General features: G+C 52.2%; 12 protein-coding genes and 3 riboswitches. Of the genes, 11 read left to right on the forward strand and 1 reads right to left on the reverse strand.

Annotated elements, in window-relative coordinates; genetic code table 11:
* The first annotated feature begins 146 nt into the window (after positions 1-146).
* From HUN05_06410 to HUN05_06430, 5 genes are all read left to right on the forward strand, one after another.
* Positions 147-635, forward strand: coding sequence for a hypothetical protein (locus tag HUN05_06410; protein WDP84826.1), 489 nt, complete (start codon positions 147-149; stop codon positions 633-635).
* A gap of 52 nt (positions 636-687) precedes the next feature.
* A riboswitch (cobalamin riboswitch) is annotated at positions 688-874 on the forward strand.
* A gap of 125 nt (positions 875-999) precedes the next feature.
* Entirely contained in the window at positions 1,000-3,063 is a 2,064-nt protein-coding gene (locus HUN05_06415; protein WDP84827.1) for an adenosylcobinamide amidohydrolase, read from the forward strand.
* Between the two features lie 4 nt (positions 3,064-3,067).
* Positions 3,068-3,934 carry an ABC transporter substrate-binding protein gene (locus HUN05_06420; GenBank protein ID WDP84828.1) on the forward strand — a complete coding sequence of 289 codons (867 nt, stop codon included), beginning with the start codon at positions 3,068-3,070 and terminating at the stop codon, positions 3,932-3,934.
* Entirely contained in the window at positions 3,924-4,931 is a 1,008-nt protein-coding gene (locus HUN05_06425) for an iron ABC transporter permease (GenBank protein WDP84829.1), read from the forward strand. Before HUN05_06420 ends, HUN05_06425 begins: the two co-directional genes overlap by 11 nt.
* Entirely contained in the window at positions 4,928-5,740 is an 813-nt protein-coding gene (locus tag HUN05_06430; GenBank protein ID WDP84830.1) for an ABC transporter ATP-binding protein, read from the forward strand. Before HUN05_06425 ends, HUN05_06430 begins: the two co-directional genes overlap by 4 nt.
* Before the next feature lie 86 nt (positions 5,741-5,826).
* On the opposite strand, the gene HUN05_06435 is transcribed toward HUN05_06430, so the two are convergent.
* A complete protein-coding gene (locus tag HUN05_06435; GenBank protein ID WDP84831.1) occupies positions 5,827-7,770 on the reverse strand; it encodes a TonB-dependent receptor in 1,944 nt (647 codons plus the stop codon).
* A gap of 153 nt (positions 7,771-7,923) precedes the next feature.
* A riboswitch (cobalamin riboswitch) is annotated at positions 7,924-8,132 on the reverse strand.
* Positions 8,133-8,417: 285 nt separating this feature from the next.
* Positions 8,418-8,596: riboswitch (cobalamin riboswitch) on the forward strand.
* Positions 8,597-8,710: 114 nt separating this feature from the next.
* Between HUN05_06435 and HUN05_06440 the strand changes: the two genes are divergently transcribed.
* Genes HUN05_06440 through HUN05_06465 form a run of 6 tightly spaced genes read left to right on the forward strand, consistent with a single transcriptional unit; the run spans position 8,711 to position 14,177 of the window.
* Complete coding sequence (locus HUN05_06440; GenBank protein WDP84832.1) at positions 8,711-9,490, forward strand: DUF3450 domain-containing protein; 780 nt, start codon at positions 8,711-8,713, stop codon at positions 9,488-9,490.
* On the forward strand, positions 9,483-10,943 hold the full coding sequence (locus HUN05_06445) for a MotA/TolQ/ExbB proton channel family protein (GenBank protein ID WDP84833.1): 1,461 nt from the start codon (positions 9,483-9,485) through the stop codon (positions 10,941-10,943). Before HUN05_06440 ends, HUN05_06445 begins: the two co-directional genes overlap by 8 nt.
* A 6-nt stretch (positions 10,944-10,949) precedes the next feature.
* Positions 10,950-11,570: a MotA/TolQ/ExbB proton channel family protein gene (locus HUN05_06450; protein ID WDP84834.1), complete on the forward strand. Its 621-nt coding sequence runs from the start codon at positions 10,950-10,952 to the stop codon at positions 11,568-11,570.
* A gap of 1 nt (position 11,571) precedes the next feature.
* Entirely contained in the window at positions 11,572-11,991 is a 420-nt protein-coding gene (locus tag HUN05_06455) for a biopolymer transporter ExbD (GenBank protein WDP84835.1), read from the forward strand.
* A 6-nt stretch (positions 11,992-11,997) separates the two neighbouring features.
* Complete coding sequence (locus HUN05_06460) at positions 11,998-12,711, forward strand: TonB family protein (GenBank protein ID WDP84836.1); 714 nt, start codon at positions 11,998-12,000, stop codon at positions 12,709-12,711.
* The gene (locus tag HUN05_06465) at positions 12,708-14,177 is read left to right on the forward strand and encodes a tetratricopeptide repeat protein (GenBank protein ID WDP84837.1); all 1,470 of its coding nucleotides are present in this window, start codon (positions 12,708-12,710) and stop codon (positions 14,175-14,177) included. Before HUN05_06460 ends, HUN05_06465 begins: the two co-directional genes overlap by 4 nt.
* The last annotated feature ends 23 nt before the right edge of the window (positions 14,178-14,200 follow it).

Consider the following 14,200-nt stretch of genomic DNA (forward strand, 5'->3'; position numbering starts at 1 on the left):
TACCGGGCATCATCTTCCCCCTTTTATTCCGGGTCCGCCAAAAATATTTTATCCTTGTTGCGAAATCAGGGCAAACCCTTTACTATCAGTGTATTCGATAATATTGTTGCGCTATTAGAGAAAATGACCTGCAGGGGCTGTCTGTTTTGAAAAAATTATTTAAAAAGCGTATTGTCCGGGATCTTGTTTGTCTGGCTGTTCTTGCCGGAGTTATTCTCTGGCTTTCCCGGAAATACGATGCGTTAGAATGGCTGATGGATTTTACCCGGACCCATGAATCATGGGAGCTGGATGAATTTTTTGCCATGGTTTTTTTCCTTTCATTTGCCATGGCAGTTTTTGCCTGCCGCCGCTGGCTGGAAAGCCAGCGCTTTCTTAGCGTTTTAGAAGAGCGGAACAAGGCCCTGGAGAAGGCCTTGGAAGAGATTGACTATCTCAAGGGAATTTTGCCCATCTGCTGTTCCTGCAAAAAGATCAGGGATCACAAAGGAGACTGGCAGTCTGTGGAGGCGTGTATTGAAGATCATTCCAAGGCCCGGTTTTCCCATTCCATGTGTCCTGACTGCCTGGAGGCGCATTATGGGGATGAACCCTGGTATAAAAAGGACAAAACCGGGCTCAAGTCTGAGAACTGATCTTGGATCTTTGTCTTTTTGGGATTTTTCTTGACAAATAGAGCCCGGTTTTGAATAAAGGACAGGTTCAGGTGCCGTACCGGCTTAATCGGGGAACCCTGTTAAAATCAGGGACGGACCCGCCGCTGTAATTGGGGACAAGGGCTGCAGATATCCACTGTGGAGACGCGTGCCATGGGAAGGGGCAGTCCAAGGATGATCCAAGAGTCAGAAGACCTGCCTGGATGTTGATGTTGCTCCCCTGGTATGGGGCAGCACCAGATCTTGGAGAAAAAGGGATCCCCGGATCAAGTGTCATTGGTCCGGGGGTTTGTATTCAGACGCCGGGTCAAGGCCTCATATTTTCAACTGAAAGGAAGATGAGATGAACCTGGGTTTGAATCTGCTGAATCGAAAAATTGCCTGCCGGGTGATGGGTGTTCTGTTGTTTTGTCTGATGTTTTTATCCCGGGCCCATGGCCTTGAGATCCGGGACAGTCTGGGCAACACCATTGATCTGGACGCTGTGCCCAAACGGATTGTCAGTCTGGTGCCTTCGGCCTCGGAAATTTTGACCCGCATCGGGGCCGAAGATCTGCTTGTGGGGACCACCTATCATGATGTTACCCTCAAAGGCTCTGACCGCCGGAAAATTGTGGGCGGTTTTTTTTCTCCCTCCCTGGCCCGGATAAAATCCCTGAACCCTGATTTTCTCATTGTTTCTCCCCTTCATGGGTCAATGATTCAGGCGTTTAAACCTTCTGGCATCCCTGTTTTTGTCTATGAAACAACAACCTTGGATCATGCCTGGGAACTCATGGCCTGCCTTGGCCGGATCACGGGAAAAGAGGCGCCTGCCCAGGCGTTGATCCAAGAGAACCAAAACCTTCTTGCCCATGTCAGGGCCAAGCTGGGCAAGGCCGGGGTTTCGCCCAAACGGGTGATCCGTCTCATGGGACGGGACAAGATCATGACCCCGGGAAAAGACTCTTTTCAAAATGAGATGATCCGGGCTGCCGGAGGGCTGCCCCCGGATTTTCAAAAGCCGGGCAAGGTGGTGACCGTGACCCTGGAGGAGTGGACGGCCTTTGATCCCCAAGTCATCTACGGCTGCGGCGGGGACCGGGCAGCGGCAGAATTGTTTTTTTCAACGCCCGGGTGGAAGGATGTGGCAGCCGTTAAAAATAAACAAATCTATTATCTGCCCTGCGATCTGACCTGCCGGGCTTCTGCCCGGACCGCAGCCTTTGTGGCAGGGCTTTCTTCCATGATTTACCCCCAGGCATTTGCAGACGCTGAAAATTTTGTTCATTCCACCGGAAAGATCAGTGAATCCTTCCTGAACAAGGACCCTGGTCTGCCTGGGAAAATGGAGCCGGACCTGGGGCTTGACTATGTGGACAAGGCCGTTATTGTCCGCAGCCATGTGTTTGATTTTGAAAATAAAACCCTGGTCATTGATTTAAAAGATCCCACAACCGTTGTCTCCACCCTGGAAGGTTCGCGGGATAATATTACCACGGTTGCCAATCACTATTCCCCGCCGCCCACCTGGATGCCCGGCCATGCAAAGGGGATTGATGCCACTAGAACGGGTATTCTCACGGCCATTGACCGAAACCCGGATCATACCTCTTTGCTCATGACCGGTGCGGATATGGATCACCTGGCCGTTCGCACTCAAACCTTTAAAGAGATGCAGGTCACGGCCCTGGTCACGGCCGGGGTGGTGTCAAATGCTGTGCGCATGGCCGAGGATGAGGGGCGGTATTATGAACCCGGCACCATCAATATTATTCTTTTGACCAATATGAAACTGTCGCCCCGGGCCATGACCCGGGCCATTATTTCGGCCACCGAAGCCAAGAGCGCCCTGCTTCAGGATCTGGATATCCGGTCCGCCTATTCAGGACAGGTGAATGGGGCCACGGGCACGGGTACGGACAATGTCCTGGTGGTCCAGGGCCAAGGCCTTCCCATTGACAATGCCGGGGGCCATTCAAAGATGGGGGAACTCATTGGGCGTGCTGTCTATGCCGGGGTAAAACAGGCCATTGCCGGCCAGAACGGCATCCTTGCGGGCCGCCATATTGTCCAGCGTCTTGAGGAGCGGAAGATCAGCCTTTACCAGCTTACCTCGGGCGCCCAATGCAATTGCCAGGAAAAAAAGGGGGATTTTTCAGCCATGGTGGAACACCTTCTGCTCAATCCTGAGTATTCAGGATTTATGGCGGCCGCCCTGAGCCTGAGCGATGCCTATGAAAATGGGCAGGTCCGGGATTTGACCTCTTTTGATCAATGGTGTCTTGGGGTGGCCGGCAAAATTGCCGGCACCCGGGTCCAGACCCTTGATTCACTGGTGGTGGATAAAAAAATACCCCTTGTGATCAAAAAAGCTTTTAACGCCGTCATGACCGGGGCCAGAATCAGGTCAGGCCAGGGGGAATAATGGTATGAAGATCAAATTTTGTTTGAGCGCTTTATTTTTGACCCTGGTGGCCTTTATTTTACCGGCCCTGTCTGCCGGGCAATCCCCAGTGATGGTCACTCGCGTGGTTTCCCTTTCTCCCATTATCACGGAAACCATTTACCTGCTCGGTGCCCAGGACAGGCTTGTGGCCAATACCCATTATTGCAATGTCCCCCCTGATGCTGCAAAAAAGGAAAAGATCGGGTCTGTGACCCAGGTGAATGTGGAAAAGATCATCAGCCTCTCTCCGGATCTTGTGATCACATCGGCCCTGACCCGGGAAAAACAGATCCAGGTGTTGAAGAACCAGGGGATCAACATCATGGAGATCGAAAATCCCAAAACCTTTGACCAGATGTGCGCCATTACCCGGGAAATCGGCCAGGCACTGGGCCGAGAGCGAGAGGCTGTAGCCATTGTGGCAGCAGCACAGACCCAGGTGAAACAGATCCGGGAACGGGTTTCCTGTTTTTCCCCGAGACGGGTGTTTATCCAGATTGGTCTTAAACCCTTGCACACGGTCAACAAGGATCTGTTTATCAACGAGTTTATCCTCTTGTCCAACGGGGTAAATATTGCCCAGGATCAGCCTTCGGGTATTTACAGCCGGGAAATGGTGATCAGGGAAAATCCCGATGTGATCCTCATTGCCACCATGGGCACCTCTAAAAAGGCAGGGTTCCTGGAAAAAGAGCGGTGGATGAAATTTTCATCCCTTAGGGCCGGGGTCAACAATGAGATCCATGTGCTGGATCCTGAAATGATCTGCAGCCCGACCCCGGCAAGCTTTGCCATGGGGCTTGCACAGGTGGCATCTTTGATCCATCCGGAGGCCGGCCATGACCAATAGCGGCAGATCCTGGGGGCTTGTGGTGGGCCTGCTTCTGGTTTTACTGATCCTGGCCGGGATACTTTCTCTTAGCGTGGGCAGTGCCGGCATTGCCGTGATGGATATTCCCGGGATTTTGATGGGGGGGCAAACTAGTGCCGAATACGGGATACTCACCGGCATCCGCCTGCCCAGGATGCTCTTGGGGCTGGCCATGGGCGGCGCCCTTGCCCTTGCAGGCACCCTGCTCCAGGGCATGTTTAAAAATCCTTTGGTCGAGCCCTACACCTTGGGAATTTCAGGGGGGGCCTCCCTTGGGATCTGCGTGAATATCCTGTTCAAGCTCTATGCCCATATCGGTATCATTGCCTATCCTCTGTCCGGGTTTGCCGGGGCGCTTCTGGTGATTTTTCTGGTCTACGGACTGAATCGCCGCACCCGCCATATCCGGTCCAACCGCATGCTTTTGACCGGGGTGATGATCTCCTATGTGGCCTCATCCTTGGTCATGCTTCTCATGGCCCTGGCCGGCACAGACGATCTTCAGAATATCGTGCTCTGGATCATGGGCTCTCTGGACGAGCCGGACATGGATCTCATCCTGCTCTCCCTTGGGGGATCCCTTTTGGGCCTTGTGCTCTCTTATTTTTTCTGTCTTGACCTCAACGCCCTGCTTTTGGGAGAGGAAGAGGCTGCAGGCCTGGGCATCAACACCTCCCGGACCAAACGAGGGGTGTTTTTCATTGCCTCTTTTTTGACGGGGCTGTCCGTGTCCGTGGCCGGGGTGATCATGTTTGTGGGGCTGATTGTGCCGCATTTTATGCGGATGATCACAGGACCGGACCACAGAATCCTTTTGATCGGTTCCTATTTCAGCGGGGCTCTGTTTCTCATTCTCTGCGATGTTCTGGCCCGGACCGTGATTGCGCCTTTGGAACTGCCCGTGGGTGTGATTACCGGCATTATCGGCGGGGTGGTCTTTATCTGGGCCATATCCCGGAAAAAAGGGGAGATATGACCCTGTCACCGATCTTGGATATCCAGGACCTGGGTCTGTCTTTTGCCGGGCGCCGGGTGCTTGAAAAGGTTTCTTTTTCAATCATGCCCGGCCAGATTGTCTCTGTTATCGGCCCCAATGGTGCCGGCAAGACCAGCCTGGTCAGGGCCGTTTCAAAACAGCTGCCCCTGTCCCAGGGCAATATTTTTTTTGATCAGACCAATATTCGCACCCTGGACAACTCTGTCCTGGCCCGGAAGATGGCTGTGGTGAGGCAGGCCATGGATCCTTTGCCCATGACGGTTCAGGCCTATGTGCGCCTGGGGCGTCTTCCTTTTTTTACGGGATTCCAGTTTTTTGAAACCCGGAAAGACAAGGATTTGGCATCAGAGTATATGAGGGTGACCGGGATCAGCCACCTGGCTCTTTCCTCAATGGACCGGATTTCCGGGGGCGAGCGCCAGCTGGCAGCGTTGGCCCGGGCCCTGACCCAGGAGCCCCGCCTTCTGGTCCTGGACGAGCCCACAGCCCACCTGGACATCACCCACCAGGCAAAGATTTTAGACCTTATCTCCGATCTGCGCAATTCTTTGGGCCTTACCGTGCTCATGGTGATCCACGACCTGAACCTGGCCGCTGAATATTCCGACTCCCTGGTCCTGATCAACAAGGATCACGGCGGCATCCATGCCATGGGAACACCAAAAAAAGTTCTCACCCGGGAAAATATTTTAGATGTGTATCACACCCGGGTAAAAACGGCCAAAAACCCGGTGTCGAAAAAGCCCTGTATTTTTTTGAACCGGTGGGGGGCACCTTCTGAACAATAGCATGATCTGTCAAAAGGGTTCTCCAGAGCCGGCAGGCGGCTCTGGAGAATGGGGTCATCCTGATCTTTCAAAAGATAAGGTGATCTTTAAAAGGCGTACTTGAGAGATGCAAAGAAATTGCGTCCGGCCATGGGGTAGCCGTTGATATATTCATAGTCTTTGTCAAAGAGGTTGTTGACCTCTCCGTGAACCCAGAGGGCATTCCCGTTTTCCTGCTGGAAAATTTTATAATTGCCTGTGAGGTTGGTAACGGTGAAATCTTTTTTTGTTACCCGTTCAGTTGCCATTGCAACCGCATTGTATACGTTGATATCCTGCTCTCCTGTGTGGGTAATCACCAGATTAACATTAAAAAGATCTGGATCGGCAACCCTGAGACCTGCTGAAATGGTCATATCGGAAGTATAAAGGAGATCCTTACCCGTATCACCGTCTTCATATTCGTTCAGATAAACGAAATTGGCAAAAGGCCTGACTTCCAGGCCCCATCCCAGAAGACCACCCATGTCAAAGGAGAGGGTGCCCTCAATACCGGAAATGGTTGCTTCATTTACATTGGAATAGGAATAATAATTGCTCATGCCCACGGTACGGGAATATGCGGATACGATTTTATCCTTGTAGTCTGTATAAAAGGCAGTAAGACCGGCCCGGGTCAAAAGAGACTCGTATTCAATACCGGCTTCATAGGTTTGGCTGCGTTCCGGGTTAAGGTTGGGGTTGGCCTCATAGATATAAAAGCCGCCGGAATATGACATATCTATGAGTAATTGTTCTGCCGTGGGCATGACAAAGGCCTGGCCAAAGTTGAGCCTGATTTTCCAATTGTCTGTGAGCAGGTAGGCTGTACCCAGGTTGAAGGTGACATCATCATCACTTTTTTCAGTGCCGTTACCTTCGATTTCATAGTCATCCAGTCGGACCCCACCAGAAAGAATCAGGCGTTCCCCAAGCAATCTGGTTTTTCCCAGGGCAAAGAGGGCCTTGTTGTCGTATTCGCTTGCCACGCCACTGGCGTTAATATCATAATTCACCCAGTCCGTGCCAAGGGTGAGCTGGGAAAGACCGAAATTTCCTGTGACCTGGGCCTGGATACCGTTCTGATCGGTTTCAGTTTCAGACGCATCCTTACCTGAATCCGGGTAATAATAGTTGTTGTTATCTTCTCCGTTGAAATATCTTAGACGCCAGGTATAGGATTTGGTTTCAGTGGCACCGTCATAGATGAGATCCAGAGAGGCGTTGTCTTTTTCGGTATAATCATCATTAGCTGAATTATATGCCAGAGAACTCCAATTCCCGGTTTCAACATCATAGAAATTGTAAATCAGACCAATGCGGTTGTCCGGGGCAAATTCGTATCCAAGATTAATACTGGCATTGATCTGGTCGTCGATATTGGTGTTGGCGTAATCCCCGTCATTTACCGTTTTATAATCATCTTTGTCCAGCCGGGTGATGGCTGCAGAATAGTCAAATTTACCGGATTTTCCAGAAAGGCCCACACTCTGCTCGTTGTGGCTGTAGCTGCCAAAACCGGCTTCCACAAACCCTTCAAAGTTATCGGTGCCTTGTTTGGTGATGACATTGATGACCCCACCCATGCCGGCGGACCCGTATTGGACGGCTCCAGGGCCCCGGATGATTTCCACCCGTTCAATATTTTTGGTCATGAATTTGGTCAGGTTTCCGGTTCCTGCCCGTCGACCGTTAAGGAGGATAAGAATATTACCGTTAAGGTCGTTGCCGTGGGGGTCTGTTCGAAAACCCCGGATACCGACGGAGGTGTTTCCCGAGGGATATTTGTGGATATGGCCGATGCCCTTTTCCGCCAAAAGGTCTGCCAGGCCACTGGCCCCTGAGGCTTCAATTTCAATTTTGTCAATGGTTTGTACGGTCTGGGTGACCTCTTTTTTCTTTTCTTTTACCCGACTGGCTGTTACCACCATTTCATCTGTGTCGTCAGCCATAAGAACTGACGGCAGCATCCAGACCGTTAAAATAATTAAAATCCATAACCATTTTTTCATCTTTTCTTGTCCTCCTAAAATTTAAGTAAAAACCTTAGGGTCCGGGCATCCCCAAAAGGGTAGAAAACAAAAACCCGGACCGTATATATACGATCCGGGATTTCCCATAACTATCCAATCAGGATCCAAAGTACCTTCTCTGTCCACGAGAAATAGGGGTGCTTTTGTCCAGGCAGGTCTTCTGACTTCCGGGTCATCCTACTCCCTGCTCCTTCCCGGCAATTTTGCCAGTGGTCTGCGCAGGTTTTGTCTCCGGTTTACAGCGGCGGGCCCGTTCCCGATTTTCGCGGGATTCCCTTTGCATCCGATGGTTCTCGGTCTGCGTCTGCGTTGTTACACGCACCTGAACAATGTTTCAGCTGTTTTACTACTCCCCCGGGCTTTTAATTGTCAATAGAAATGTGAAAATATTGTCATTGGGTTGTCCAAAGAATTATCCACCCTCTCAAAAGGAGGTGGTCTAAGATTCATGGACGTTTATTTTTTTGAGGGGGGCGGCATTGCCCTGTTCAGAGGTTATTGTCCGCACAAGGGTATTCCCAAGGGTGCATTTTCAGCCCTGATAGGGATTTGTCGCAGAATATGAGCACTCCGGCCCTGGCGGCCAGTATATTTTACTTGACATTTTTTGCCTTGGTTTGTAGCAACTAAACATAAATTTACCTGGTGCCAAAAGGCTTAATAGGGAATTCCGTTAGAATCGGAAACGGGCCCGCCGCTGTGATCGGGGACAATTGCTGCATCATGCCACTGTTTAATAAATGGGAAGGCGCAGCAGGAGAATGATCCGGAAGTCAGAAGACCTGCCATGTAGAAACCGACCTTTTTGTGCGGCACGCAAGGGGTCTGGCTTGATCTATCGGATAAAAAAGGGATATCCCCGGATCGTAACTATTACGGTTCGGGGATTTTTTTTGGAAACTATAAGTGGAATCTTAAAATGAAATTGAAGATGGTGTACGGCCTGGCCCTGATTCTGGCTCTGGCCCATGGCCCGGCCCTGGCAGATACTTTAGTGGACCGGGATATAAAGGTCCCGGTTCAACAGGCCATTAATACCCGGCAGGCAGCCCAGAAGCAAGTGGAGGCATGGGATGGTGAACAGGCCCGTCTGGTCGAGCTTTATGACCGGCTCACAGCTGAAAATATCCGGCTGGCCAAGGTCCGGGATTGCCTGACCCGGGACAGGGCGGATCAGGAAAAGGCCAACCAGGCCCTGGCAGCCGAGAAAAAAGAAGCTTTGAGAATTCAAAAAGAGATCCTGCCCTTTCTCGCCTCTGTGGTCAGGGAGATGAATCTTCTGGTCAAAACGGATGCCCCTTTTCTGGCAGGGGAAAGAGCCGATCGTCTGGCAAGGCTGTCTGCCATTCTGGATGACGGGCAGGTGTCCACTGCTGAAAAGTACAGAAAGACCATGGAGGCCTTGTTTATCGAGGCGGAATACGGGAATACCGTTGAGGTTTACCAGGAAAAGATCTTTTTGGACAACGCCTGGGTGTTGGGGAATATTTTCCGCCTGGGCCGGGTCTCCCTGTTTTTTCTCTCTTTGGACCGGGGCCGGGCTGCCCTCTTTGATGTGGCCCAAAACCAATGGCAGGTTCTGGACAACGCCTTTGTACCTGCCATTTCAGGGGTGGTGGACATGGCTGAAAAGCATCGGTCCATTGAGGTGATCAGCCTGCCCATCGGACGTTTGTCCCCGGGAGGCAGCCATGAATAAAATTAGCCTTCTTGTGATTGTTCTGGTCATGGCGACTGCCTCAACCGGCCTGGCAAAAGATATGCGCCAGTCATTTCAGAGTCTGGAAAAACAACGCAAAACAATGGCCCAAAAGGCGGCTTCGGAATTGGCATTCGCCCGGGCCCATGCCCGGGAACAGGCCCTGACCATCAAAAAGGATCGCCAGGCCCTTGAACAGGCCATTGCTGCCCTGAAATCTGAAAATAAAGATTTGGCAAAACTCACCCAGGGCCTTGAAAAAAAGGTCCAAAATCTCAGGGCCCAGGGACTTGAGCTTGGGAAGAGCCTTGAGACCTGCAGGGCCGTGAACAAGGAACTTGCCGGATTTGTCCATTCCCATGCCAAAGAGCTTAAAGCCCTTCTGGTTGAAAGCCTGCAAAGCGGATTAAACCCCAACCGCCATCCTTTCTTGCTCCCCATAATCAACCAGGAACGCTTCTGGTCCATGGATGATCTCAAGAAAATGACCCAAACCCTCTTTGATGAGATTCGGTCTTCGGGCGAGGTAAACCTCTGTCAGGGCCCTATTGTAGACCGGCAGGGCCGTGACCGGACCGCCCGGATTCTGACCCTGGGCAATTTTAACGGAATCTATGTATTGGAAACCGAATCCGGCCAGGCTGAAGAGATCGGCTTTCTCTTGTATTCAGACCAGAGCCAGCGGTTTTTTGCCTTGTCCAAACAGCCTTCGGCCCGAATGGCAGACCAGTTGGAGGGCTATCTTTCCGGGGACGAAGACAGCGCACCCATGGACATTTCCAGGGGAGGGGCCTTGCGCCGATTCACCCATGAACTCAGCCTTGCAGCCCAGGTCCCCAAAGGCGGACCCATTGTCTGGCCCATCCTGGTGATTCTGGTCCTGGCCCTGGTGATACTTGGGGAGCGGGTGATTTTTTTTATCAGGCAGAGGGTTAAAATTGATCCTTTCATGGACCAGGTGGCGGCGCTGGTGGACCGGGATGACTGGGAAGAATGCGCCCGGTTTATGCGTGACCGCAAAAAAGGCCTGATTCCCAGGGTGCTGCTCAAGGCCCTGGATTTCAGGACCCATTGCCGGGAGGAGATGGAAAATGCGCTTCAGGAGGCCATTTTAAAAGAGATTCCCGTTGTTGAACGGTTTTTGTCCACCCTGGGCATGCTGGCCGCCATTGCCCCCCTCATGGGGCTGCTGGGCACGGTCACGGGCATGATCAATACCTTTCACGTGATTACCTATTACGGGGCCGGGGATCCCAGAATGATGTCCGGCGGGATTTCCGAGGCCCTGGTCACCACCATGCTGGGACTGGCCGTGGCCATTCCCAGCATGCTCTGCCACACCCTGTTGTCCCGGCAGGTGGAAACCCAGATTAATCAGGTGGAGGAAAAGGCGGTTTCCTTTGTCAATATGGTGTTCAAGGCCAGGCAGGTCAGCAATGGCAACCCAGGATAAATTCTGATGCCTGACTTTTTGTATCATATGCAAGTCTATATCCGGTCCGGCGGGATTGTGATGCTTCCCATTCTCGGGGTCTCGTTTATTCTGTGGGTCCTTATTTTCAACCGGGTTCTTTTTTTGCGCAGGCTGTATTCGAAAAATATTTCCAGGGCTGCTGCCGGACAAATGGTCCAAAAAAACCAATGGCCTGCGGCCCGGGACCAGGGGGCCAATGCCTTTCTGGTCAGGGCCTTTTTATCCCGACGCAGTCAGGATCCTGTTTTGGATCAGAATATCCTGGATGAGGCCGTGATCCATGTCAATGCCTCTTTGGACCGATATCTTTCCATCATTGGTGTGCTCTCTTCGGTGGCACCGCTCATGGGGCTGCTGGGTACGGTGGTGGGGATGATGCAGACCTTTGAAGTGATCACCCTTTTCGGCACGGGTAATTCCCGGGCCATGGCTTCGGGGATTTCCGTGGCCCTGGTCACCACCCAGACCGGGCTGATGATTTCCATTCCCGGACTTTACATGAGCGGCTGGCTCAACCAGAGGACCATGAATCTCAAGCACCGGATCTCTTCCACAGGCATTTACTTAAAACGGTTTTTACAACCTGAAACCAGAGGCAGGTCATAAAATGCTCAATATTTCCGCAGCCAGGCGGACCCAGAAAAAGAGTCTTGAACTCAATATTGCTCCTCTCATTGACATGGTCTTTATTCTTCTGATTTTTTTTCTGGTCACCACCTCTTTTGTCAAAGAGACTGGGGTGGATATTTCCCGGCCTTCGGCCAGCACAGCCCAGGCCAAAACCCGGTCCACCATTCTGCTGGGAGTGACCAAGGAAAGCACTGTCCATCTAGACCAGCGAGAGGTCGATCTTAGGGCGGTGCAGTCCAATGTGGAGCGTGCCCTGGCTGAAAATCCGGAATCCGCAGTGGTCATTGTGGCGGACAAGGAGAGCCGAACCGGCCTGGTGATCTCGGTGATGGATGCCTGCAAACTGGCCGGGGCCAAAACGGTTTCCATTGCCGCAAGTCTGCCAAAGGGGCGGTAAATTTTTATGGATCCTAAAAATGTTTTCCTTCCTGAGCCAACACCGGTGAAATGGAAAAATATGATGGGATGGGGGCTTGCCGTATTTTTGTCTTTGGGCCTGAATTTGTTTTTATTCGGGATCATGCCCAATCTTATCCAGGGGGTGCCCCAGGGGGCTGAACCCCTTGAAGATCTCCACCCTCTGGAGGTGGTCCGGGTCAAACCCAAAGAGAGGCTGACCCCAAAGCAAAAGAATCTCCAACCGCCCAAACCCCGTCAGGAAAAAGTTAAACAGACCCCAGCAACAGGGCTTAAGACCTTGGTGCCCGCCATGGTCAAACCCCGGCTGCCCTTTGAACTCAACTCCCGGCTTCCTGAAATTTCCAGCCCCCTTGAAATGCCGCCATTGTCCCATGTTTCCATGACAGCCCCCATGCCCCAGGGGCCTTTTTTGGCCGGGGACCTGGACCTTCCCCTGACGGCTGTTGCCAAGATCCCGCCGGTATATCCGCTGCGGGCGACCCGCATGGGGATTGAGGGCTGGGTAAAGATCCAGTTTGTGGTGACCCCCAAGGGACGGGTCAGGGATGTGACCATTCTTGAGGCTGATCCCAAGGGGATATTTGAAACTGCTGTGATCAATTGTGCGTCCAAATGGCGGTTTATTCCCGGTACGGTTGAGGGAGAGGCCGTGGCCGTCCAGGCCCGGACCATCATCCGGTTTCAATTGGAGAAATGATGAGGCCACGCCCATATTCTTATATCCTGTTCATCCTGGTTCTGGTCATCCTGGCCGGATGGGCACCCCATGGCCATGCCAAAGACATTTTTCGAAACTTGCCCCGGGGTGCGGCCTTGTGTGTGAACAGGGCAGCAGCCCTTATCCAGGCCCGAAAATTTTCCGAGGCCGCAGCCGTGATCAAGGCCTTTCAGGACCGGCAGCAGGGGGTGACCCGGGCCCTGGCCGCCCAAAAGGGATATACCCATTACACCCTTGATTTTTATTTGGGAAATTGTCTGATGATGATGGATGCTTCCGTGGCCGGCCGACTGGAAGAGGCCGCCCGTGCCTATGATCAGGCCGTTGCCAAGGCCCCTGATTTTTCAGAAGCCTGGCTCAACCTGGCCCAGTGCCGGTATGGGCTGAACCAGATGGCCAAGGCCGGCCATGCCTTTGTTCGGGGCTATGATACGGCCCGGGAAAAAAAGGCCAAATCCCTGTATTATGGGGCGGCCTGTTTTTATCATGCCAATGCCCACCAAGAGGCCCTGGATACATTTTACCGGCTGATCAAGCGCCACAAATCAGAGATCCGGCTTGAGTGGACCGAAATTCTGGTCAACACCCTTTTTGCCCTGGACCGTAACCCGGAGGCCTTGCCGTGGATACAAACCCTTGCCGCAGATTCCCGGGAAGACAAACAAAAAAACTGGCAAGAGGTGCTTTTATATCAATACCTGACCCTGGGTATGGACAAAGCAGCTCTTGATTATGCCCGGAATCTGACCGGTCAGGATCCGGGCGAACCTAAGTGGTGGAAGGCGCTTGCCCATATCCACCTGGGAAAGGATCGGCTGGCGCAAGGCCTTCAGAGCTTGATGATTTATGGATTTCTCACCCCGTTATCCCCCTCTGAAATTCGTCTGACAGCAGATCTGTATTCTGCCTGCAATATCCCTTTGGAGGCGGCCCGGTATTATGAAGACTGGCTTAGAGCAGGGCCTGAAAAAGAAATTCAAGGCAAGCCATCACCTGAAAAAAAAGAACAGCATCAGGACCGGTCCGCTGTCATCTTAAAGATGGCCAATGCCTTTTTTCAAGGGGGAGACCCAAGGTCTGCTCTGGACTGGGCAGACAAGGGACTGGCCTTGAAAAAAGATCCCGGTCTCCTTGAGTTTAAAGCCCGTCTTTTATTTCATCATCAGGAATACCAGGCCGCAGGTGATGTGTATGAACAATTGGCTCGGTTCAAGGACTTCAAGGGGCGGGCTTTTTTGATGATGGGATATGCCGCCTGGAACACCGGGCAGTTTGAGACTGCGGCCCGGGCCTTTGAAAGGGCTGCGCTTTATCCTGATCAGAAAAAGGCTGCCCGGGCCTCTCTTGTCCAGGTGAGAAAAATGATTGCCCAAAACCAGATCAAGGGACTCGCCAGTACGCCTGTCGGCAAAAAGAGCCCCCCAACCCTGGATAAACAGTTTTAAAAATGATGAAAACCTTAGAATTC

The organism is Desulfobacter sp. (genome assembly GCA_028768545.1).
Classification (GTDB): Bacteria; Desulfobacterota; Desulfobacteria; order Desulfobacterales; family Desulfobacteraceae; genus Desulfobacter.

Coding starts and splice junctions, on each gene's coding strand:
- HUN05_06420 (WDP84828.1), top strand. CDS start 3,068: ATGAAGATCAAATTTTGTTTGAGCGCTTTATTTTTGACCCTGGTGGCC.
- HUN05_06445 (WDP84833.1), top strand. CDS start 9,483: ATGAATAAAATTAGCCTTCTTGTGATTGTTCTGGTCATGGCGACTGCC.
- HUN05_06465 (WDP84837.1), top strand. CDS start 12,708: ATGATGAGGCCACGCCCATATTCTTATATCCTGTTCATCCTGGTTCTG.
- HUN05_06455 (WDP84835.1), top strand. CDS start 11,572: ATGCTCAATATTTCCGCAGCCAGGCGGACCCAGAAAAAGAGTCTTGAA.
- HUN05_06430 (WDP84830.1), top strand. CDS start 4,928: ATGACCCTGTCACCGATCTTGGATATCCAGGACCTGGGTCTGTCTTTT.
- HUN05_06440 (WDP84832.1), top strand. CDS start 8,711: ATGAAATTGAAGATGGTGTACGGCCTGGCCCTGATTCTGGCTCTGGCC.
- HUN05_06425 (WDP84829.1), top strand. CDS start 3,924: ATGACCAATAGCGGCAGATCCTGGGGGCTTGTGGTGGGCCTGCTTCTG.
- HUN05_06415 (WDP84827.1), top strand. CDS start 1,000: ATGAACCTGGGTTTGAATCTGCTGAATCGAAAAATTGCCTGCCGGGTG.
- HUN05_06460 (WDP84836.1), top strand. CDS start 11,998: ATGGATCCTAAAAATGTTTTCCTTCCTGAGCCAACACCGGTGAAATGG.
- HUN05_06435 (WDP84831.1), bottom strand. CDS start 7,770: ATGAAAAAATGGTTATGGATTTTAATTATTTTAACGGTCTGGATGCTG.
- HUN05_06450 (WDP84834.1), top strand. CDS start 10,950: ATGCCTGACTTTTTGTATCATATGCAAGTCTATATCCGGTCCGGCGGG.